The organism is Nocardia niigatensis NBRC 100131, from assembly GCF_000308655.1.
In the GTDB taxonomy this organism is placed as follows: domain Bacteria; phylum Actinomycetota; class Actinomycetes; order Mycobacteriales; family Mycobacteriaceae; genus Nocardia; species Nocardia niigatensis.
Genome location: NZ_BAGC01000055.1, coordinates 31366 through 52296 on the forward strand (window position 1 = coordinate 31366; position 20931 = coordinate 52296).

Below are 20931 nucleotides of genomic sequence, written 5' to 3' on the forward strand. Positions count from 1 at the left end.
CGGGCCGAACCACATCCGGGACGGTCAGCCGATGGCGGCTTCGGCGCGGTCGATGGCCTCGTGGGGGCGGGTGCGTTCGATCAGGGGCAGCGTGCGCAGCTGGCGCTCCAGATGCCACTGCAGATGCGCAGCGATGAGACCGCTGGCCTGGCGGCGCTGACTGTCGGGAACGGCGTCGACCCTGGACCAGTCGCCACGGTTGAGGGCGCTCATGTGGTCGAGAACGCCGGGCATCGGGGTGGCCGCGCCGGGCGGGCGGCAGTGCACGCAGACCGCGCCGCCCGCCGCCACGTGAAAGGCGCGGTGCGGACCGGGGGTGGCGCAGCGGGCGCAGTCGTCGAGGGCGGGCGCCCAACCGGCGAAAGCCATGGCGCGCAACAGGTACGCGTCGAGGATCAGTTCGTGCGGGCGGCGGCCCAGCGCGATGGCGCGCAGCGCGCCGGCGGTGAGGGTGTGCAGGCGGGCGGCGGGCGCGCCCTCTTCACCGGCCAGGCGTTCGGCGGTCTCGAGCACCGCGCAGGCGGTGGTGTAGCGGCCGTAGTCGGCGACGATGTCGGCGGCGAAGGTCTCGACCGTGTGCACCTGGGTGACGGTGTCGAGATTGCGGCCCGGATGCAGCTGCACATCCACGTAGGCGAACGGTTCCAGCCGCGCCCCGAACTTGGAACGGGTGCGCCGCACACCCTTGGCGACCGCGCGCACCAGACCGTGCTGACGGGTCAGCAGCGTGACGATGCGGTCCGCCTCGCCGAGCTTGTGCTGGCGCAGCACCACCGCATGATCCCGATACAACTGCACCGCAACAGTCTCGCATGCGCGACCGACCGGGCGGCGACGAGTCGCGGGGTGTGTGCCGATCAGAAGTTGGCCGGCAATTGTTGGACGTGTGACCAGAATCGCGCTAGGTTACTCCCCGGTACAGAAGAGACGGGATTCACATGACACTGGCGTCGGTTGGCGAATTCGGGTTGGCGGAACTCGCCGCGGCACTGGCGGCGGGCACCGTCACCTCGGTCGACGCGACCACCGCGGCCCTCGACCGGATCGAGGCCAGCCAGGGAGCGCTCAACGCCTTCCGGATCGTGCGGCGGGCCGAAGCCCTCGCCGAGGCCGCCGACGCCGATCGCAAACTCGCCGCCGGACAACGGGAACCACTGCTCGGGGTGCCGCTGGCCATCAAGGACGACACCGACCTGACCGGCACCCCAACGGCTTTCGGCTGCGGCGGCGACTTCCCCGCCAAGACCGAGGACGCCGAGGCGGTGCGGCGGCTGCGCGCGGCCGGCGCGATCATCGTCGGCAAGACCAATACCTGCGAACTCGGGCAGCTGCCGTTCACCAGCGGAGACGCCTTCGGACACACCACCAATCCCTGGAACGCCGGGCACACCCCGGGCGGATCGTCCGGCGGGTCCGGCGCGGCGGTGGCGGCCGGATTGGTGCCCGCCGCACTGGGATCCGACGGCGCGGGCTCGGTGCGCATCCCGGCGGCCTGGAACAATCTGGTCGGTATCAAGCCGCAGCGCGGCCGCATCTCGACCTGGCCACTGCCGGAGGCCTTCCACGGCCTCACGGTGAACGGCCCGCTGGCCCGCACCGTCGCCGACGCGGCCCTGCTGCTCGACGCCGCCGCCGGACCGCATCCCGCCGACCTGCACACCCCGCCCGCGCTGCGCGTCTCCGACGCCGTCGGCCGGGATCCGGGCCGCCTTCGCATCGCGTTGTCGCTGCGAATCCCGTTCACCGCCACCAAGACCACCCTGGACCGCGAGGTCGAGGCCCGGGTGCACGCCACCGCGGCCACGCTGCGCCGGCTCGGCCACGAGGTCACCGTCGCCGACGTCCACTACGGCGTCCTGATGGGCGCGACCTTCCTGCCGCGCTCCATGGCCGGCATCCGCGAGGCGCTGAACCGCCTCCCCGGTGCGCGGGTGGACCCGCGCACCCACCACAACGCCACCGTCGGCCGGATCCTCGCGCCGCTGCTGTTCGCCGCCCGGCGGGCAGAACCCCTGCTGCGCATGCGAACCGGCCGCATCTTCGACGACTTCGACCTGGTCCTGGCCCCCACCACGGCCACCCCGCCGCCCGGCGTCCACGAGATCGACGACATCGGCAACTGGGCCACCGACGAACTCATCACCGCCGCCTGCCCCTACACCTGGCCCTGGAACGTACTCGGCTGGCCCGCCGTCAACATCCCCTCCGGCTTCACCGCCACCGGCCTGCCGGTCGGCTCCCAGCTCATGGGCCCGGCCAACTCCGAGGCCCTGCTGGTTTCCGTTGCGGCCCAATTGGAGTCGGAGCTCGAATGGCACAAAGCCCGGCCTGCCCCGTGGTGGCCCCAGCCCTGATGACCCGTGCGGACCTTCCGGGGATGGACGAACACTCCACCCGGGCGGCGCCGCTCGAAGACGCCGCCGGCTGCCGAATCGCCGGCAGCCCATGGTGATCCGCTGATCCTGCTCGCGGCGGTTGCCGCCGCGACCAGGAAGTCGATCAGAAGCCGAGCTTGCCGAGCTGCTTCGGGTCGCGCTGCCAATCCTTGGCGACCTTCACATGCAAGTGGAGGTAGATGCGGGTGCCGAGGATGTGCTCGATCTGCTTGCGCGCGTTGGTGCCGACCTCTTTGAGGCGGGCGCCGCCCTTGCCGATGACGATGGCCTTCTGGCTGGGGCGTTCCACATAGAGCAGGGCGTGCACGTCGAGCATGCCCTCGGCGGAACGGCGGCCGTCGGTCTCGGTGTCCTCGTTCTCCTCGCGCTCGAGGACCTCCTCGATCACCACCGCCAGCGAGTGCGGGAGCTCGTCGCGCACGCCCTCCAGGGCCGCCTCGCGAATGAGCTCGGCCATCAGGACTTCCTCGGGCTCGTCGGTGAGCTCGCCGTCCGGATAGAAGGCCGGACCCTCGGGCATCTGCGAGGCGATGACGTCGACGAGCACCTCGACCTGCTCACCCTTGACCGCGGAGACCGGAACCACCTCGGCCTCGGGACCCAGCAGCTGGGAGACGGCCATCAGCTGATGAGCGACCTGGTCGCGACTCACCTTGTCGATCTTGGTGACCACGCCCAGCAGGGTCGTCTTGGGCGCCATGGTCTTGATCTGCTCGACGATCCAGCGGTCACCGGGCCCGATCTTCTCGTCCGCCGGAATGCAGACCGCGATCACGTCGACTTCCGAATACGTGTCGCGCACCAGATCGTTGAGCCGCTGGCCGAGCAGCGTGCGCGGCCGGTGCAGACCAGGGGTGTCCACCAGGATCAGCTGCGCGTGCTCACGGTGCACGATGCCGCGAATAGTGTGCCGCGTGGTCTGCGGCCGCGAGGAGGTGATGGCGATCTTCTGCCCCACCATGGCATTGGTCAGCGTGGACTTGCCGGTATTCGGCCGGCCCACGAAACACACGAAACCGGAACGGAATTCGTCCTTGCTACTCACTCGAAAACCTCCGATTCGGATTTCAGATCCAGGCCCGCCGGGACCTCACGCTCGCCGGCCGCGTCGCCCGGCGCGGGCCGCTGTGTCGCAATGGGATTCTCGACGCCGTAGTCCCGGGGCGAATCCGCCTCCAGCACCTCGAATACCGCACCCTTGACATCGGTGAAGATGATGCGTGCCGACGGCGACACCTCACGCACCGCCGACACCCCCAGATCCGACAGCTTGCCCGCGACCACCACGGCCGCCTCGAAACCGCCCGCGCCACTGGAGATCGCGGCCGCCACGGCCGACTGCAACGCGGTCAGCTTCAGCGCGACCAGCTCCACGGTCCCGGCCGCGTAGGTGCGCCCGTCCGAATCACGCACGGCCGCACCGCCGGTGCCGCCGGTACGGCCCATGGCGCCACGAGCGAGGACCAACAGCTTGTTGTCCTCCGCGTCCAACTCAATCATCGGCCTCTCCATCCTCGTGTGCGCCGTCACCCGGTTCCTGTTCCGCCGGTTCGGTTCTCGTCTTCTCCGGGCTCTTGCGCACCACCACGGTGTGGATCCGCATGCGGCCGCGCGCGTCGGCCCCGCCCTCCCCCTTGAGTTGCAGACCGTGGATGACGGCCTTGGAGCCGGGCAGCGGGACACGGCCCAGGGCGTGGGCGAGCAGACCGCCGACGGTGTCGACGTCCTCCTCCTCGATCTGGGTGTCGAACAGCTCACCCAGATCGTCCACCGGCAGTCGCGCCGAGACCCGGAACTTGCCCTGGCCGATCTTCTCGATCGGCGCGATCTCGTCCTTGTCGTACTCGTCGGCGATCTCGCCAACGATCTCCTCGAGGATGTCCTCGATGGTGACCAGCCCGGCGATGCCGCCGTACTCGTCCACCAGCACCGCCATATGGTTTCTGCGGCGCTGCATTTCGTCCAGCAGCGCGTCCAGCGGCTTGGAGTCGGGAATGAACACGGCGGGCCGCATGACCTGCCGCACCTTCACCTTCCGTCCCCGATCCGTGTACGGCACCAGGTCTTTCAGGTAGACGACGCCCAGAATGTCGTCGACGTTCTCGCCCACCACCGGAATTCGCGAATGTCCCGACCGCACCGCCAGCGACATGGCCTGCGCCGCCGTCTTCTCGGCCTCGATCCACACCATCTCGGTACGCGGCACCATGACCTCGCGGGCCGGGGTGGTGTCGAGCTCGAACACCGACTGGATCATGCGGCGCTCGTCGGCGTCCACCACGCCGCGCTCCCCCGCCAGATCCACCACCTCGCGCAGCTCGATCTCGGAAGCGAAGGGGCCGTTGCGAAATCCCTTACCGGGGGTGATCGCATTACCGATCAGGATCAGCAGCCGGCTGATCGGGCCCAGCAGCGAGCCGATGGCCTGCAGGGGCAGCGACGCGCCCAGCGCCAGCGAATACGCGTGCTGCCGGCCGAGCGTGCGCGGCCCGACACCGATCACCAGATAATCGACCAGCACCATGACCGCGGCCGTGATCAGCAGCGCCGCGCCCTCGTCCAGCCAGTCCATGAGCACGGCCGCCAGCAGCACCGTCGCGGTGATTTCGCATGTGAGGCGCAGCAGCACCATGAGATTCACATAGCGCGGCCGATCCGCGATGATGCGCGCCAGCCGCGCCGCCCCGGTCCGCTCGGCACGCACCAGATCCTCCACACGAGCGGGCGAGATCGTGTTCAGCGCCGAATCCAGCGCCGCGAACACACCGCCCGCGGGGACCAGGACGACTGCCAGCAGGATCAGAACGAACGAATTCACGCCGGGCCCAGCGGATCACCGGTCGTGTCGGTGAATCCGGTCTTGCCCAGCAGGCGCTGATCGCGCTCGGCGAGCTCCGCGCGGCGCAGCTCCTGGCGCACGTTCTCGTACCAGCCCTCCAGCAGGGAGGCCTGCAGCGCGAACATCTCCTTCTCCTCCTCCGGCTCGGCATGGTCGTAGCCGAGGAGGTGCAGGACGCCGTGCACGGTCAGCAGCGCCAGCTCGTGATCCATGGAGTGCCCGGCCTTCTCGGCCTGCTGGGCCGCGAACTCGGGGCAGAGCACGATGTCACCGAGCATGGAGGGGCCGGGCTCGGCGGCATCGGGCCGCCCGCCCGGCTCCAGCTCGTCCATGGGGAACGACATGACGTCGGTCGGACCCGGTAGGTCCATCCAGCGCATGTGCAGATCCGCCATGGTGTCGAGATCGACCAGCACCATCGACAGCTCGGCCGCCGGATGCACATCCATCTGACCGATGACGAACCGCGCGACGCTGACCAGTTCTTCTTCGGATACCTCGATACCCGATTCGTTGGCGATCTCGATACTCACCCGATCAGCGTAGTGGGCGAGTTCAGTGCCGGTCTCCCCGGCTCGCGGCACGTCGCTGCGCCCGATTTCCCGGATAGTGGACCGCGGCCGGCGGCCGCGTCTCCGACTCGTACCGGTCGTAGGCGTCGACGATCGCCCCGACCAGGCGGTGCCGGACCACGTCGGCGCTGGTGAGCTCCGAGATGTGGATGTCATCGATGCCGTGCAGGATCTCGGTGGCCGCCCGCAGCCCCGACCGCGCGTTGTTCGGCAGGTCGACCTGCGTAGTGTCACCGGTCACCACGATCTTGGAACCGAAGCCCAGGCGGGTGAGGAACATCTTCATCTGCTCGGCCGTCGTGTTTTGCGCCTCGTCCAGAATGATGAACGAGTCGTTGAGCGTACGACCGCGCATGTAGGCCAGCGGCGCGACCTCGATGACACCGGCCTGCATGAGCTTCGGGATCGCCTCGGGATCCATCATGTCGTGCAGGGCGTCGTAGAGCGGCCGTAGATACGGGTCGATCTTCTCGTTCAGCGTGCCCGGCAGGAAGCCCAGCCGCTCACCCGCCTCGACCGCAGGCCGGGTCAGGATGATGCGGTTGACCTGCTTGGTCTGCAACGCCTGCACGGCCTTGGCCATCGCCAGATACGTCTTGCCGGTGCCGGCCGGGCCCACTCCGAACACGATGGTGTGCGCGTCGATGGCGTCGACATAGCGCTTCTGGTTGAGCGTCTTGGGCCGGATGGTCTTGCCGCGCCGGGACAGGATGTCCAGGCTCAGCACCTCTGCCGGAGAGTCCGAGGAACCCTCGGTGAGCATGGAGTAGGTGTGCCGTACCGCCTCGGGGCTGACGATCCGGTTGCGCGCGGTGAGCGCGACCAGCTGGGCCACCACCCGCTCCGCCAGCGCGACATCGGCCGGTCTCCCGGTCAGCGTGACGGAATTGCCGCGAACGTGGATGTCGGCATCGAGGAGGCGCTCGAGTTCACGCAGGTTCTCGTCAGCCGAACCCAGGAAACCGAACACCGATTCCGGTGCCAATTCGATGCTGGAACGAACGGTCCGCCCCGCCGGTCCGGAACCGTTGCCGCCGGCGCCGATGCCGGCAATGGGTGTGCTCTGATCGCCGATTTCGCCTGGTGTTCTCAAAAGTGGCTATGGCCTGCTTTCCGGTCTCGATGCCGTTTGCTGTGACAGAAGTTTACCGCCGCCCACCGACACCGCCCAGTGAATAAGGGGCTACCAGCAGGGTGAACGGTCCAGTGTCATGCAACTGCCGCAGGCCCGAATCCATTCCGTGGCGAACCGCGCCGCGACGGATCTACCAGCGCGGGGTGAGCGCGCCCAGCGCGCCGAGGGCGACCGCGGCCGCGGTGGAGGTCCGCAGCACGGTCGGGCCGAGCAGGACGATATCGGCGCCGGCCTCGGCGAGGGCCTTCAGTTCCGAGTCGTCCAAGCCGCCTTCGGGACCGACGATCAGGACCACTTCGGGGACGCCGTCGAAAGGCAGCTCGGTCAAACGGGATTCGCCGGACTCGTGCAGGGCGGCGATGATCGCGCCGTTCGCCTTGGCGGTGCGGACCAGCTCGAGCAGGTCACGCGTGGTGTGCAGCTCGGCGACATCGGGGATGTAGGCGCGGCGGGACTGGCGGGCGGCCTGCTTGGCCGCGGCCCGCCACTTCTCGACGCCCTTGCGCGCCTTGGCTTCCCAGTTGGAGACGCAGCGCAGCGCCTGCCAGGGGACGATGGCGTCGGCGCCCGCTTCCGTCATGAGTTCGACGGCCAGTTCCGAACGGTCGGACTTGGGCAGCGCCTGGACCACCGTCACCTGCGGGGTCCAGGGCGCGGCCGTCCGCTTGGCCAGCACCCGCAGTTCGAGCCGATCCTTGCCGGCCGCAACCACTTCCGAATCGGCGAGGATCCCGTGCCCGTCGGAGAGGGTGATGGGTTCCCCGACCCGGATGCGGCGCACCGTGGCGGCGTGCCGGCCCTCGGGGCCGTCCAGCACCGCGGTCGCACCCGGTTCGGGAATCTCGTCGAGGTAGAAGACGGTGGCGGCCAACGGATCAGCGTCCGCTGAAGGAGGCGCGCAGGCGCGCGAACAGACCCGAATTGTGCTCGGACTGGGCGGTCATCACCTCGGTGTGCTCGTTGACGCGCATGCCCTTGTACTTGCGCAGCAGATCCGACTGCTTGGAGTCGAGCTTGGTCGGCACCACGATGTCGAGGTGCGCGATCAGATCGCCGCGAGAGTTGGCGCGCAGCTTGGGCATACCGTGGCCGCGTAGCACCGACGCCTCGCCCGGCTGGGTGCCGGCCGGGATGGTCAGCTCCACCGGTCCGTCGAGGATGGTGTCGATGACGACGGTCGCGCCGAGCGCGGCGTCCACCATCGGGACGCGAATCGTGCAGTGCAGGTCGTCGCCGTCGCGCACGAAGGTGTCGTGCGGCTGCTCGACGATCTCCACGTACAGGTCGCCGGCGGGGCCGCCGCCGGGGCCGACCTCACCCTGCGCCGCGAGGCGCACCCGCATGCCGTTGGCGACACCGGCAGGGATGGGTGCGGCGATCTCGCGGCGCGAACGCACGCGGCCGTCGCCGCCGCACTTGCGGCACGGGTCGGGAATGGTCTCGCCGGCGCCGCGGCAGGTGGGGCAGGGCCGGGAGGTCATGACCTGGCCGAGGAAGGACCGCTGCACACTCTGCACCTCGCCGGCGCCGCCGCAGGTCTCACAGCGCACCGGCTTGGAGTTGCCGTTGGTGCCCGAGCCCTGGCACAGGTCGCAGAGGATGGCGGTGTCGACGGTCAGGTGCTTGGTGACGCCGACGGCGCACTCCTGCAGCGAAAGCCGGGTCCGCAGTAGCGAATCCGCGCCCGGCTGCACGCGACCGCGCGGCTTGCGGGTCCCGCCGGAGGCGTTCATGCCGCCGAAGAATGCCTCGAACACGTCGCCGAGACCACCGAAGCCGGCGCCGGAGAATCCGCCGCCCATGCCGGCGCCGGATTCCAGCGGGTCACCGCCGAGGTCGACGATGCGGCGCTTCTCCGGGTCGGTCAGCACCTCGTACGCCGTCGAGACCTCGCGGAACTTCTCCTGGGCCTCCGGGTCCGGATTGACGTCGGGATGCAGTTCGCGCGCCAGCTTCCGATAGGCGCGCTTGATCTCCTGGTCGGTCGCACCGCGTGCGACTCCGAGCAGTGCGTAATAGTCCCGTGCCACGTGCGCTCTCTAGTCCTGTTTCGTCTCTGTGCTCGCTCACCGTTCGGCGAGCACCTCACCGATGTATCGGGCGACAGCCGCCACCGAGGCAATAGTCCCCGGATAGTCCATGCGGGTCGGTCCCAACACCCCCATGCCTCCGAGCACCGTACCGGTCAGCCCGTAACCGGTGGACACCACGGCCGTCCCGCGCATCTGCTCGACCTTGGTCTCCTCGCCGATCTGCACCGTCACGGTACCCGGGACCTGTGCCGCGGCCAGCAGCTTCAGTACGATCACCTGCTCTTCGAGGGCCTCCAGTACCGAACGCAGCGAACCGGGGAAACCATTCCCGGCGAAATCGGACGCATTGCGGGTGAGGTTGGCGGTGCCGCCCAGTACCAGGCGCTCCTCCGGATGCTCGACCAGCGTCTCGACCAGCACGGTGGAGACGCGGATCAGCACATCGCGCAGCTTGGGCGACGGGGAATGCTCGGGGAGCTCGGCGACGGCCGCGGACGCGGCGGCCAGGCGCTTGCCGTCCATGGCCTTGCCGAGCAGGCCGCGCAGGGCGGCCAGATCGTCCTCGCTGACGATGGCGCCCAGATCGACCAGGCGTTGGTCGACGCGGCCGGTATCGGTGATCACGACCAGCAGCAGCCGGGCCGGGTTGAGCGCGACGACCTCGATGTGGCGCACGGTCGACGCGGACACGGTCGGGTACTGGACCATGGCGACCTGGCGGGTCAGCTGGGCCAGCAGCCGGACCCCGCGGCGCAGCACGTCGTCGAGATCGACGCCGCTCTCCAGGAATTCCATGATCGCGCGGCGCTCCGCGCCGGACAGCGGCTTGACCTCGGCGATGTGGTCGACGAACTGGCGGTAGCCCTTGTCGGTGGGGATGCGGCCGGACGAGGTGTGCGGCTGGGCGATGTAGCCCTCGGCCTCCAGTACGGCCATGTCATTGCGGACGGTGGCGCTGGACACACCCAGATTGTGCCGCTCCACCAGGGTCTTGGACCCGATGGGCTCCTTCGTCGCGATGTAGTCCGCGACGATGGCCCGCAGGACCTCGAGCCGTCGCTGCTCGGTGCTCGACATGGTGGCCCCACCTCCTTGCTCGCCTCGGGTACGCCTCGTGCACGCCCGAGCCCTCCGCGGCAGGAAGCAGCCGATCATTCGGCACCGGCCACGCGGATTTCCCGGATTATCTCCTCCAGTTTAGTGTCCCCGACGCAAGTTGCCGCACCACCACCCTGCCACCGGGGCGGAGCCGGGCCGCCGGGTCACTGACCGGCGGCGGACTCCACGACGGCGGCCACGTCCGCCGGGTGCGAAACGAGGCCGGCGTGGGAGGCGTCGATCGAGGAGGTGCGGGCGTTCATGCGCTTGGCCATATCCCATTGGGACGCAGGAGGAATCACCCGATCGGCGGTGCTGACCAGATACCAGCTCGGGGTCGAGGCCCAGGAGGGCGCGCCGGAGGGTTCGAGATTGGCCGACAGGGCCAGGGAGTGCTGGCGGGCGGCCATGGCGGCGGCGGTGGCCGGGTCGACGTCCTGGGCGAAGACGTCGTGGAAGCCGGCCGGGTCGATGTAGGCGTCCACGTTCCTGCCCGCGATCCCCTGCTGGTCGTTCACCACCTTCAACCGCAGGGCGAGGGTGAGCTGCGAGCCGGGGTACTGGATCGGATTCAGTTCCAGCAGTGCGGCTTCACCCTGGGTCGGGGCGAAAGCCGAGATGTAGACCAGGGATTCGACCTTCGGGTCGTGCACGTTGCTGATCACGGTGCCGCCGTAGGAGTGGCCGACCAGCACGATCGGGCCCGCGATGCCGTCGATCGTGCGCTGGATCGCCGCCGCGTCGTACGCCGGTCCGCGCAGTGGATTATCCGGCGTCACAACGGAATAGCCGTCGGCGCGCAGCTGCGCGGCCACCCCGTCCCAGCTGGACGCGTCGGCGAAGGCGCCGTGTACCAGCACGATCGTGGGCAGGTCCGCGGCCGTGGCCGGGGCGGCGGCCGGCGGGGTCACGGCGAGCGCCAGCGCGACCGCCGCGGCGCCCGCCGTGCGGGAAGCGGCGTGACCGGTGCGGGTACGGAGGCGGTGCAGGAGCTCGACGGGTCGCACGAGTGGCTTCATCATGAGATGTCCTCGGGCCGAAGGGTGTTCGGGGCGCGGCCGAGGATTCGACCGCGATATGGACGGCTGTGCGAAATCTCCGTCCGTCAATCTAGTCCCGACCGAGCGGTTCCACCCGGCGTTCACCGATTACCGCAGGTCACGACATAGGTCCGAGTGTCGCCGGAGGCGCTGAGGTCAGCCCAGGAGGGTGCGGACGACGCCGTCCGCGAGGAGCCGGCCACGGTCGGTGAGGATGAGGTGGTCGTTCACGCGCTCGGCCAGCCCGTCGGCGATGACGCCCTCGGCGGCGGCGCGGCCGTCGGCATCCAGGTCGGCCAATGGCAGGCCGGTACGGAGGCGGACGGTCAGCATGACGCGTTCGGTGTAGCGCTCGTCGGCGGTGAGCGACTCCCAGCCCGCGGCCGGCAGGGCGCCGGTGGTCACCCGATCCGCGTAGCGCGCAGGGTGTTTCACGTTCCACCAGCGGACGCCGCCCACGTGGCTGTGCGCCCCCGGGCCCGCGCCGAGCCAGTCGCCGCCGTCCCAGTAGCCGAGGTTGTGGCTGCAGCGGGCCGCATCGGAGGCGGCCCAGTTGGATACCTCGTACCATTCCAGGCCCGCGGCGGCCAGGCGAGTGTCGATGCGCTCGTAGCGGGCGGCGAGCACGTCGTCGTCGGGGGCGGGAAGCTCGCCGCGCCGGACCCGGCGGGCCAGGGCAGTGCCGTCCTCGACGATCAGCGAGTAGGCCGAGACATGGTCGACGCCCGCCGACAGCACCGCGTCGAGGCTGGCATCGAGGTCGCCGTCGGTCTCGCCCGGCGTGCCGTAGATGAGGTCCAGGTTGACGTGCTCGATGCCCGCCGCGCGGGCTTCCCTGGCAGCGGCCACGGCCCGGCCGGGCGTGTGCGTGCGATCGAGGATCTTCAGCACGTGCTGGGCGGCGGACTGCATGCCCAGCGAGACCCGGTTGTACCCGGCCGTGCGGAGGCGGTCGAAGAATTCGGGCGAGGTCGACTCCGGATTGGACTCGGTCGTCACCTCGGCCCCGGGGGCGAGCGTGAAGTTGTCGCGAATGGCGTCGAGCACCCCGGCCAGCCCGTCCCCGCCGAGCAGGGACGGTGTGCCACCGCCCACGAAAATCGTCTCCACCGCGGGCGTCGCCGACGGAAGACCATCGAATTCCCGCGCCGCCGTGGCCAGTTCGCCCCGCAGCGCCTCGAACCACGACTGCGGCGAGGACGAGCTCCCCAGCTCCCCCGCCGTATACGTGTTGAAGTCGCAGTACCCGCACCGCGTCGCGCAGAACGGCACGTGGATGTAGATCCCGAACGGCCCGCCCCCGAAATCGCGCAGGACCGGCACGTCGGCGCCGGGCGCCGCGGCAGCGCCGGAGGTCTGTTCGGGAGCAGTCGAGGTCACGCCTCCAGTGTGACCGGTTGTGCCGGTCACAGCGCACCCGCCCGCGCCGGAGCCGTTCCCGGACTGCGGGGCATCTCGAATCCGGATACATTCCAAGGGATTTCGGCGAGTCGGATGGGCGGCTCCAGGTGCGGACGGGGACGGGCCGATGATCGAGGTGCCGCGGCACGGGATCGATGCCAGGTCGATCCGGGAGGTCGACGAGGGGTCGGTGGCCCCGGTGGTCTATCGGTCGCGGATGCCGGTACGCCCGGACGGCCCGAATTTCTCGCGGTCCATGGACGGTTCGCTGCTCGCCACCATGCTGATGTCGGATCCGCCGGCCTACCGGGCGCGGACCTGGTATTTCGCGCATTCGACCGAGCAGACGGTGACCCGTCGGTTCCGGGCGGCGGGCATCGAATCGGGGTTCGACAAGTACGACCGGGTGGCGGGCTGGCGGGCCGCGTTCTGGTGGACGCTCATCGCCCGCGATGCCGAGGCCATGGCCGAGCTGGTCGAGTACCCGGTCGAGCGGCTGCGCGAGTTCGGCGACGGCGCTTTCGACGACTTCCAGTACGAGTGGGTGCGGCTGCTGCAGGCGGCCTGGCGGTTCGGCCCGAAGAGCGTGTACGAGGCGGCCTGGGCGCTGGACACCACCAGCCGGGTGGGCGCACAGCGGGTGACGGACGTGCTTTTTCGCCCGGCCGTGGAGGTGTTCCTGCGCCTGGCGGACGGCGATTCCGAGGGCTTCGACTGCGAGATGACCAACGCGCTGCGGCTGCATCGCGCCTTCTTCGACAACGACACCTGGCGCAACGATCCGGAGGGCGTCTTCGCGCTGCCGCTGCTGGCGCTGGCCTGCTGGGCGCGGGATCTGGGGTATCGGACGGCCATCCGCTCGCCGTACCTACCGGCCGGATTCATTGATCGCCCGGATTGGGCGCACTCTCCCGAACTGGCCGATGAGCTGGGCCGGCTGGCGGCGGCCAAGGCCCGGCTCGCGGCCGCCGACGCCGATCGGATCCCGTAGCGTTCACCGGGAACCCATTCAGGTCAACCGTCCAGGATGTTTGTCCGGCAGCAATCTATGATGCCCGTCACAAAACGGACAATATATCCAGGGGATTTCCCGGGAAACTGCGGAAAATTCGATCCGGCAGTCGGAACGACCCGTCTGACGTGGCACAATAACCTCCATGACTGGACTTGGGGTACGACTCGTGGCACGTCGCCATGTCGACTTCAAGCGTGTCTGCAGCGCGAGCTGTCTGCCAGGAAGCCTCCGGTAGATCGGCTCCCAATTCTCCCGGAATCCGGCGTCCACCTGACGCCGTAAGAGCCGGTTCTCTGATATCGGAGGCGTGAGCCAGCCCCTCCCGCCTGCCCGCAAGACCCCTCAGGAGCGACCCCCATGACGTCGAGCACCGACGCCAGCAGTTCCGATAACGCTCGATCCGCCCGGCCCGAGAAGCCCGCAGCGGAACGACGTGTGCGTCCGGATCGCCCCCGTACGGATGCGCCCGTCGCGCCGCGGGAGCGCACCGCCCGCCCGGCGAAGCGCAAGTCCGAGGGACAGTGGGCGCTCGGGTACCGCGAGCCGCTCAACGCCAACGAGCAGAGCAAGAAGGACGACAACCCGCTGAATGTGCGGGCGCGGATCGAGAACATCTACGCCAAGGGCGGATTCGACTCGATCGACAAGAGCGATCTGCGCGGCCGCATGCGCTGGTACGGCCTCTACACCCAGCGCGAGCAGGGCTACGACGGCACCTTCACCGGCGACGAGAACATCGACCTGCTCGAGGCCCGCTACTTCATGATGCGGGTGCGCTGCGACGGCGGCGCGCTGAACCTGGAGCAGCTGCGCACCATCGCGGGCATCTCCACCGAGTTCGCGCGCGACACCGCGGATCTGTCCGACCGCGAGAACGTGCAGTACCACTGGATCGAGATCGAGAACGTGCCGGAGATCTGGCGGCGGCTCGAATCGGTCGGCCTGCACACCACCGAGGCGTGCGGCGACTGCCCGCGCGTGGTGCTGGGCTCCCCGCTGGCCGGTGAGTCCTTCGGCGAGGTGCTGGACCCGACCCCGGCCATCGACGAGATCGTCAAGCGCTACATCGGCAAGAAGGAATACTCCAACCTGCCACGCAAGTTCAAGACCGCCATCTCGGGCCAGCAGGACGTGGTCCACGAGATCAACGACGTCGCCTTCGTCGGCGTCGAGCACCCCGAGCACGGGCCCGGCCTGGACCTGTGGGTCGGCGGCGGCCTGTCCACCAACCCGATGCTGGCCCAGCGCCTGGGCGCGTGGGTGCCGCTGGACGAGGTGCCGGACGTGTGGGAAGCGGTCGTCTCGCTGTTCCGCGACTACGGCTACCGCCGCCTGCGCACCAAGGCCCGCCTCAAGTTCCTGGTCAAGGACTGGGGTGTCGAGAAGTTCCGCCAGGTGCTCGAGGACGAGTACCTGAAGCGCAAGCTCATCGACGGCCCGGCCCCGGCCAAGCCGGAACGCCCGATCGACCACATCGGTGTGCAGAAGCTGCGCAACGGCCTGAACGCCATCGGCTTCTCCCCCATCGCCGGTCGCGTGTCGGGCACCATCCTGACCCAGGTCGCCGCGGCCGTCGAGGCGGTCGGTTCGGATCGGGTCCGCTTCACCCCCTACCAGAAGCTCATCGTCCTCGACGTGCCCGACGACAAGGTCGAGCAGTTGATCGATGCGCTGGAACCGCTTGGCCTGCACGGCCGTCCGTCCATCTGGCGGCGAAACCTGCTGGCGTGCAGTGGCATCGAGTTCTGCAAGCTGTCGTTCACCGAGACCCGCAAGCGGTCGCAGGTGCTCGCGCCCGAACTGGAGCAGCGGCTCGCGGATATCAACGCGCAGCTGGACGTTCCGATCACCATCAACATCAACGGCTGCCCCAACTCGTGCGGCCGTTCGCAGATCGCCGACATCGGCTTCAAGGGCCAGCTCGTCGACGATGGTGAGGGGAATCAGATCGAGGGCTTCCAGGTTCACCTCGGAGGCAGCCTGGGGCTCGACTCCGGTTTCGGCCGGAAGTTGCGCCAGCACAAGGTCACCAGCGAGGAACTGGGCGACTACATCGAGCGCGTCGTTCGCAACTTCGTCAAGAACCGGGACGAGGGTGAGCGTTTCGCGGTCTGGGCTGTTCGTGCCGATGAAGCCGACCTGCGGTAGTTGGGAGAAACATCAATGACCACAACGAAACTCGCTGAGTCCGAGCTGCGCGCCCTCGTCGAGAAGGGCAATGCCGAGCTCGGTCCCGACGCCACCGCGCAGCAGCTGCTGCAGTGGACCGAGGACACCTTCGGCTCGAACTACATCGTCGCCTCGAACATGCAGGACGCGGTGCTGGTGCAGCTGGCCTCGCAGGTCCGCGCGGGCGTGGACGTGCTGTTCCTCGACACCGGCTATCACTTCGCCGAGACCATCGGCACCCGGGATGCGGCCGAACTGGTGTACGGCGTGAACATCGTGAACGTGCAGCCGGAAACCACTGTGGCCGAACAGGATCAGCTGCTGGGCAAGGATCTGTTCGCCCGCGACGCCTCCGAATGCTGCCGCCTGCGCAAGGTGGTCCCCCTGAAGAAGTCCCTCGTCGGATACAACGCCTGGGTGACCGGCATCCGTCGGGTGGAGGCGCCGACTCGCGCCAACGCACCCCTCATCTCCTACGACGAGGGCTTCGGCCTGGTGAAGATCAACCCGATCGCCGCCTGGTCGGATGACGAGATGGCGGCCTACATCGAGGCCAACGGCATTCTCGTCAATCCCCTTGTGGAAGAGGGCTATCCCTCCATCGGTTGCGCTCCGTGCACGCGGAAGCCGGAACCGGGATCCGATCCGCGATCCGGCCGCTGGGCCGGCCTCGCCAAGACCGAATGCGGGTTGCACGCGTCATGACCTCTCTCGCCGAGTCCAATGTCCTCGCTCCGCTCGGGGCGGAATTCGACACCCTGGCTGCGCTCGAATCCGAGTCCATCCACATCTTCCGCGAGGTGGCGGGTGAGTTCGAGCGGCCGGTGATCCTCTTCTCCGGCGGCAAGGACTCCACCGTCCTGCTGCACCTGGCGATCAAGGCGTTCTGGCCCGCGCCGCTGCCGTTCGCGCTGCTGCACGTGGACACCGGGCACAACCTGCCCGAGGTCCTCGCCTTCCGCGACAAGGTGGTCGAGAAGTACGGCCTGCGACTGCATGTCGCGTCGGTGGAGGACTACCTCGCCGACGGACGCCTGCAGGAGCGTCCGGACGGCATCCGCAACCCGCTGCAGACCGTGCCGCTGCTGGACGCCATCAACGAGAACCGCTTCGACGCGGTCTTCGGCGGCGGTCGCCGCGACGAGGAGCGTTCGCGCGCCAAGGAGCGCATCTTCTCGCTGCGTGACGCCTTCGGCCGCTGGGACCCGAAGCGGCAGCGCCCCGAGCTGTGGAATCTGTACAACGGCCGTCACGCTCCGGGCGAGCACGTGCGCGTGTTCCCGATCTCCAACTGGACCGAACTCGACATCTGGCGCTACATCGCCCGCGAGGACGTGGAGCTGGCCAGCATCTACTACGCCCACGAGCGCCCGGTGTACCAGCGCGACGGCATGTGGATGACCCCCGGTGTGTGGGGTGGCCCGGCCGAGGGCGAGGAGCTGCTGATCAAGTCGGTGCGCTATCGCACCGTCGGCGACGGATCCACCACCGGCGCAATCATTTCCGACGCCGCCGACAATGACGCGATCCTCGCCGAGGTCGCCGCGTCCCGGCTCACCGAACGTGGCGCGACCCGAGGCGACGACCGCGTCTCCGAAGCCGCCATGGAAGACCGCAAGCGAGAGGGTTACTTCTGATGTCCGACCTATTGAGACTGGCCACCGCCGGATCGGTCGACGACGGCAAGTCCACCCTGGTCGGACGCCTGCTGTACGACACCAAGTCCGTGCTGGCAGACCAGATCGACGCGGTGACCCGCGCCTCGGTCGACAAGGGGCTGTCCACGCCGGACCTGTCGCTGCTGGTGGACGGTCTGCGCGCCGAGCGCGAGCAGGGCATCACCATCGACGTGGCGTACCGCTACTTCGCCACGCCCAAGCGGTCTTTCGTGCTCGCCGACACCCCGGGACACGTGCAGTACACCCGCAACACGGTGTCCGGCGCGTCCACCGCACAGTTGGTGATCCTGCTCGTCGACGCCCGCAAGGGTGTCATCGAGCAGACCCGCCGGCACGCCGCGGTCATGGCGCTGCTGGGCGTGCCGAAGCTGGTGCTGGCGGTCAACAAGATCGACCTGGTGGACGATCCGGCCGGCGTCTTCGAGAAGATCACCTCCGAATTCGCCGAGCTGACCGCCAGACTCGGCTGGTCGGCCGACGACGTGCAGGAGATCCCGGTCTCCGCGCTGCACGGTGACAATGTCGCCTCGCGCTCGGAGAACACCCCGTACTACGACGGTCCCTCGCTCATCGAGCACCTGGAGTCGGTGCCGGTGGACGCGGACGCGCACGGCCGCCACGAAGTGGGCCTGCGCTTCCCGGTGCAGTATGTGATCCGGCCGCGCACCGCCGAATACCCGGACTACCGCGGCTACGCGGGTCAGGTCGCAGCGGGCCTGGTGTCGAAGGGCGACGAGGTCGTGGTGCTGCCGTCCGGCACCCGCACCACCGTCGAGCGCATCGACACCCCGAACGGCGAACTGGCCTCGGCCCAGCCCGGCCGCAGCGTCACCCTGATCCTCGCCGACGACGTGGACGTCTCGCGCGGTGACGTGATCGCCGCCGCCACCGGCGCCCCCGAGCCGATCGATGCCTTCGACGCCACCGTCTGCTGGCTCGGCGACAAGCCGCTGCGTCCGGGCGCGCGCCTGCTCCTCAAGCACGGCACCCGCACCACCCAGGCCATCGTCGGCGGACTGCTGGAGCGGTTCGACGAGCAGCACCTGGCCGCCGACCCGAACCCGGAGTCGCTGTCGCTCAACGACATCGGCCGCATCTCGGTGCGCGTGGCCGACCCGATCGTGGCCGACGACTACAGCGTCAACCGCCACACCGGGTCGTTCCTGCTGATCGATCCCGCGGGCGGCAACACCCTGGCCGCGGGCCTGGTCGGCGATGCGCTGACCGCGGTCGAAGTCGGGGCCTGAGATGAATCCGCCCGGCAACGGCGCAGTTCCGGCCGTCCCGCCGGGCGGAGCGACCCTGTCCACGGTGCGCGGCGGTCCTAGCCGCCCCTTCCGGCTCGCCGACGCGCCCGCGCTCATCGCGGTGGCGCACGGCAGCCGGGACCCGCGTTCGGCCGCGACCATGCGGGCCGTGGTCGCGCGGATCGCGGTCCAGCGGCCGGATCTCGATGTGCGCCTGGCGTTCCTGGATCTGAGTACGCCCTCGCTGGATCAGGTCGTGGACGAGGTTGCGGCCGACGGGCATTCGCACGCGGTCGTGGTTCCGCTGCTGCTGGGCAGCGCCTTTCACGCCCGGGTGGATCTGCCCGGGATGCTGGAGGCCGCCCGCGCCCGGCATCCGCGGCTGCGGCTGACCCAGGCCGAAGTGCTCGGCCCGGATCCGCATCTGATCATCGCGCTGCGGGATCGGGTGGTGGCGGCCATGACCGCGGACGACCTGCCTGCCCTGACCGATGTCACCTCACCGCACCGCCTCGGACATCCCCGTCCGCGGTGGGGCATTGCCGTTGCCGCCGTGGGCTCTTCGTCCGCGGCGGCCAATATCCGAACCGGTGACGTGGCGCGCCTGCTGACCGCCATGACCGGCTGGGATACCGAAATCTGCTTCGCCACCACCCAGCCCACGGTCGACAGGGCCTTCGCCCGGCTGCGGTCGCGCGGGGCCGAGCGAATCCTGGTCGCGCCCTGGTTCCTCGCGCCGGGCCTGCTGACCGACCGGCTGCGCGACGCCCTGCCGAACCTGCCGCACGCCGACACGATCGGCGCGCATCCCCTGCTGGCCGAGGTGGCGCTGGACCGCTACGCCACCGCCGCGCTGCCGCTCGAACTCTCGGCCTGAGACCGATCAGCGCTGCTGGGCGCCGACCTCCGGGATGGGGAGATACGGGATCAGCGAGTGAGCGAGATTGGTGATGGTCAAGGACTGCAACCAGACTCGGCCCGGACCGGTCAGCGCGGCGAGGAACAGGCCGTCGCCGCCGAAGAGGACATTGCGAATGCCCTTGACCATGGTGATGTCGAAATTCACCGAGGCATCGAACAATCCGACGTGGCCGGGGTGCACGCGCAGGGTCTCCCCCGCGGCCAGATCGTAGTGGATCACCTCGCCGGAGAGCTCCACCCAGGCATAGCCGTCACCGCTGAGGCGCTGCAGCGTGAAGCCCGCGCCACCGAAGATGCCCGCACCGAGGCGGCGCTGGAAGCTCAGCGCCACCCGGATATCGCCCGCGGCGCAGAGAAATCCGTGTCGGTGCACCAGGTATTCGCGGTCCTTGCCGATCGGTATGGGCAGTATCTGGCCGGGGAGCTTGGCGGCGAAGGCGACGCGGCCGGGCTCGCGGTGGGCGGTGTACTCGGTCATGAACAGGCCCGCCCCCGCCATGGCGCGGCGCACCGCGCCGAAGACGCCGCCCGCGGCGCCGCGGGTGGAGGTGCTCATGCGGATGGCGTCGGTCATCCAGGAGAGCTGGCCGGCCTCGGCGATGAGCCGGTCACCGGGATCGAGTGCGACCTCCAGCACCGGCATCACGGTGCCGCGAATCCTGGCGTCCATCAGGTACTCCCCTCCCGCGCACGACAACTCACACCAGTGTGCCCCGGCGCCCGCCGCCGCGGGATCGTTGCCGACTTGCCACCCGGACCATCTTTTTAGTAGTTTAGGCTTCCCTTACTTGATAGAAGGCTCAGCCATGCTCCAGACCAGTGACGCCCGGTACCACACCGGCGCGGCGGGACTACCGCACGATTCGTGGCGAATCGTTTCCGCCGCGGCGCTGCTGGCCACCGGAACCCTCGCGGCCGCCGTCTGGATCGCCGCTCACGTCACCACCAGCCCCGCCGTGCACACCGGCGGACTGTTCGTTCACCTGGCCTCGCTGGTGGTGGGCTTCGGCGGAGTGCTCATGGCAGACTCCTTCGTCCTGCGGTGGGCCGCAGGACGTCTCGGCCTGGCCGAGACCCTGCGGGCGGTCGGCCGACTGCACGCGCCGATCTGGCTGGGCCTGGCCGGACTGGTCGCCAGCGGCTGCGTCCTGGAACCGAACCTCGCCTCCACCATGACCCGCACCAAACTGGCGCTGGTACTGGTTCTGACGCTCAACGGGATTCAGGCCTGTGCGCTGAACCGCCGGCTGAAGGCCCGCGGCGACATCCCGCTCACGCCACGACTCCTGGCCTGGGGCGCGGCCACCGGACTGGTGTCGCAGCTGTGCTGGTGGGGCGCGACCGCCATCGGCTTCCTCAACGCACAACACTGAACGACGGCCCGAT

Annotated in this window: 20 protein-coding genes and 1 pseudogene; 9 read left to right on the forward strand and 12 right to left on the reverse strand. The window is 69.2% G+C overall.

The window, feature by feature from the left end:
- Positions 1–24: 24 nt before the first annotated feature.
- Entirely contained in the window at positions 25–798 is a 774-nt protein-coding gene (gene recO, locus ON33_RS26400; protein WP_040861795.1) for a DNA repair protein RecO, read from the reverse strand.
- Positions 799–938: 140 nt separating this feature from the next.
- Here recO and ON33_RS26405 point away from each other — a divergent pair, with 140 nt between their 5' ends.
- Positions 939–2354: an amidase gene (locus tag ON33_RS26405; protein ID WP_040861796.1), complete on the forward strand. Its 1416-nt coding sequence runs from the start codon at positions 939–941 to the stop codon at positions 2352–2354.
- Positions 2355–2499: 145 nt separating this feature from the next.
- On the opposite strand, the gene era is transcribed toward ON33_RS26405, so the two are convergent.
- From era to hemW, 10 genes and pseudogenes are all read right to left on the reverse strand, one after another.
- Positions 2500–3441, reverse strand: coding sequence for a GTPase Era (gene era, locus ON33_RS26410; protein WP_040861797.1), 942 nt, complete (start codon positions 3439–3441; stop codon positions 2500–2502).
- Between the two features lie 143 nt (positions 3442–3584).
- A pseudogene (locus ON33_RS26415) lies at positions 3585–3896 on the reverse strand (cytidine deaminase-like protein); the annotation flags it as partial.
- Complete coding sequence (locus ON33_RS26420; protein WP_040861798.1) at positions 3889–5214, reverse strand: hemolysin family protein; 1326 nt, start codon at positions 5212–5214, stop codon at positions 3889–3891. The pseudogene ON33_RS26415 and the gene ON33_RS26420, both read right to left, overlap by 8 nt.
- A complete protein-coding gene (ybeY, locus tag ON33_RS26425; RefSeq protein WP_040861893.1) occupies positions 5211–5768 on the reverse strand; it encodes an rRNA maturation RNase YbeY in 558 nt (185 codons plus the stop codon). The genes ON33_RS26420 and ybeY overlap by 4 nt, the downstream gene beginning before the upstream one ends.
- 22 nt (positions 5769–5790) lie before the next feature.
- On the reverse strand, positions 5791–6861 hold the full coding sequence (locus tag ON33_RS26430) for a PhoH family protein (protein WP_051152863.1): 1071 nt from the start codon (positions 6859–6861) through the stop codon (positions 5791–5793).
- Positions 6862–7072: 211 nt separating this feature from the next.
- Positions 7073–7813, reverse strand: coding sequence for a 16S rRNA (uracil(1498)-N(3))-methyltransferase (locus ON33_RS26435; protein ID WP_040861799.1), 741 nt, complete (start codon positions 7811–7813; stop codon positions 7073–7075).
- Positions 7814–7817: 4 nt separating this feature from the next.
- Entirely contained in the window at positions 7818–8972 is a 1155-nt protein-coding gene (gene dnaJ, locus ON33_RS26440) for a molecular chaperone DnaJ (protein ID WP_040861800.1), read from the reverse strand.
- A 36-nt stretch (positions 8973–9008) separates the two neighbouring features.
- On the reverse strand, positions 9009–10052 hold the full coding sequence (hrcA, locus tag ON33_RS26445) for a heat-inducible transcriptional repressor HrcA (protein ID WP_040861801.1): 1044 nt from the start codon (positions 10050–10052) through the stop codon (positions 9009–9011).
- Positions 10053–10237: 185 nt separating this feature from the next.
- Positions 10238–11095, reverse strand: a complete 858-nt coding sequence (locus ON33_RS26450; RefSeq protein WP_245550716.1) for an alpha/beta fold hydrolase — start codon at positions 11093–11095, stop codon at positions 10238–10240.
- A gap of 174 nt (positions 11096–11269) precedes the next feature.
- Positions 11270–12493, reverse strand: coding sequence for a radical SAM family heme chaperone HemW (gene hemW, locus ON33_RS26455; protein ID WP_040861802.1), 1224 nt, complete (start codon positions 12491–12493; stop codon positions 11270–11272).
- A gap of 148 nt (positions 12494–12641) precedes the next feature.
- Between hemW and ON33_RS26460 the strand changes: the two genes are divergently transcribed.
- From ON33_RS26460 to ON33_RS26485, 7 genes are all read left to right on the forward strand, one after another.
- Complete coding sequence (locus tag ON33_RS26460; protein WP_040861803.1) at positions 12642–13505, forward strand: immunity 49 family protein; 864 nt, start codon at positions 12642–12644, stop codon at positions 13503–13505.
- Positions 13506–13671: 166 nt separating this feature from the next.
- Complete coding sequence (locus tag ON33_RS44500) at positions 13672–13764, forward strand: Ms4527A family Cys-rich leader peptide (protein WP_354835468.1); 93 nt, start codon at positions 13672–13674, stop codon at positions 13762–13764.
- Between the two features lie 122 nt (positions 13765–13886).
- The gene (locus tag ON33_RS26465) at positions 13887–15677 is read left to right on the forward strand and encodes a nitrite/sulfite reductase (protein ID WP_245550717.1); all 1791 of its coding nucleotides are present in this window, start codon (positions 13887–13889) and stop codon (positions 15675–15677) included.
- Between the two features lie 15 nt (positions 15678–15692).
- Complete coding sequence (locus ON33_RS26470) at positions 15693–16403, forward strand: phosphoadenylyl-sulfate reductase (protein WP_040861805.1); 711 nt, start codon at positions 15693–15695, stop codon at positions 16401–16403.
- Complete coding sequence (cysD, locus tag ON33_RS26475; protein ID WP_040861806.1) at positions 16382–17335, forward strand: sulfate adenylyltransferase subunit CysD; 954 nt, start codon at positions 16382–16384, stop codon at positions 17333–17335. The genes ON33_RS26470 and cysD overlap by 22 nt, the downstream gene beginning before the upstream one ends.
- Positions 17335–18624 (forward strand): sulfate adenylyltransferase subunit 1, encoded by a 1290-nt coding sequence (locus ON33_RS26480; RefSeq protein ID WP_040861807.1) that lies wholly within the window; start codon positions 17335–17337, stop codon positions 18622–18624. Before cysD ends, ON33_RS26480 begins: the two co-directional genes overlap by 1 nt.
- 1 nt (position 18625) lies before the next feature.
- Complete coding sequence (locus ON33_RS26485) at positions 18626–19501, forward strand: sirohydrochlorin chelatase (protein ID WP_083869319.1); 876 nt, start codon at positions 18626–18628, stop codon at positions 19499–19501.
- A gap of 6 nt (positions 19502–19507) precedes the next feature.
- Here the strand turns inward: ON33_RS26485 and ON33_RS26490 are convergent, their stop codons facing one another.
- Complete coding sequence (locus ON33_RS26490) at positions 19508–20215, reverse strand: AIM24 family protein (protein ID WP_040861808.1); 708 nt, start codon at positions 20213–20215, stop codon at positions 19508–19510.
- 136 nt (positions 20216–20351) lie between these two features.
- On the opposite strand from ON33_RS26490, the gene ON33_RS26495 reads away from it, so the two are divergent.
- Complete coding sequence (locus ON33_RS26495) at positions 20352–20918, forward strand: hypothetical protein (protein WP_245550718.1); 567 nt, start codon at positions 20352–20354, stop codon at positions 20916–20918.
- The last annotated feature ends 13 nt before the right edge of the window (positions 20919–20931 follow it).